Below are 1,207 nucleotides of genomic sequence, written 5' to 3' on the forward strand. Positions count from 1 at the left end.
GTGTAGTATCCCCTTAGATTCGTACATTTAAGAAGTTGAGTTTTCTGTTGTTTATGGCAGTATTTACAACAGGAGAATCAATATGAAGAAGTCACGATTTACAGAGACCCAAATCGTTGGGATTTTGAAGGAAGCTGAGGGCGGTATTGCGATGGCAGACATATTGCGCACGCATGGCATTAGCGGTGCCACCTTTTATAAGTGGCGCTCCAAATATGGGGGTCTTGAAGCTTCTGAGCTCAAACGAGTAAAGGAGCTAGAGCAGCAGCTCTCCGAATATAAAACCATGGTTGCCGAACTGACCCACGATAACCGAGCGCTCAAGAACCTGATTGAAAAAAAGCTCTAGCGCCAACCGGTAAAAGAGATGCAGTCGATTACCTGGTTGGCGAAGAAGCAGTACCCATTACAAGGGCTTGCGCTCATCTGGGGCTGGCCAGGTCATCGTATTACGAGCGCCCAGTGACTAGAGCTAAGGCCGATGCGCCCGTCATTGAAGTGCTTAATCAAGTGGTTGCTAAAAATGGTCGCTGGGGTTTTAGATTGTGTTTTGATTGGATGCGCAATCATGGCTATGAGTGGAATCACAAGCGGGTATGGAGAATTTACAAAGAGATGGGCTTGAACTTACCCAGAAGAACTAAGAAGCGCATCCCCAAGATGCCGAGAGTTCCGCTCATTGCGCCAACCCAGTCCAATACGATGTGGGCCTTAGATTTTATGTACGACACCTTGCATTACGGCAGACCCTTTAGAACCCTGAACGTCATTGATGAATCCAACCGTGAGATTTTGGCCATTGAAATTGATATTAGTTTGCCAGCAGCCAGAGTAGTACGAACCCTAGAGCAACTAGAGGATATCCATGGTTTACCTCAGGCGATACGCCTGGACAACGGGAGTGAACTAAGGTCTGCCGTCTTTATGGGCTGGTGCGAATCCAAAGGCATTGAGCTCAAATTTATCCAGCCGGGCAAACCGCAACAAAATGCATTTATTGAACGCTTTAATAAAACCTACCGTCATGAAGTACTCAATGCATATTTATTTGAAAACCTCAGGGAGGTACGTGAAATTACAGAAAACTGGATCACGATTTACAACGAAGAAAGACCGCACAGCTCTCTTGGCAGAATACCGCCTAGGGACTACCGAGCACAGGCAGAAAACAACACTTTAGGAATGTCGGCTTGACGGGGGATACTAC

General features: G+C 46.6%; 1 protein-coding gene. It reads left to right on the top strand.

Going from position 1 to position 1,207, the window contains the following annotated elements; translation table 11 throughout:
* Positions 1 to 82 precede the first annotated feature (82 nt).
* A protein-coding gene (locus ICN49_RS11585) for an IS3 family transposase (protein ID WP_216168230.1) occupies positions 83 to 1,194 on the top strand; the annotation gives its coding sequence in 2 pieces (ribosomal slippage) (positions 83 to 344 and positions 344 to 1,194; 1,113 coding nt in all).
* Positions 1,195 to 1,207 lie beyond the last annotated feature (13 nt).

The sequence above is a fragment of the Polynucleobacter finlandensis genome (assembly GCF_018881755.1).
In the GTDB taxonomy this organism is placed as follows: domain Bacteria; phylum Pseudomonadota; class Gammaproteobacteria; order Burkholderiales; family Burkholderiaceae; genus Polynucleobacter; species Polynucleobacter finlandensis.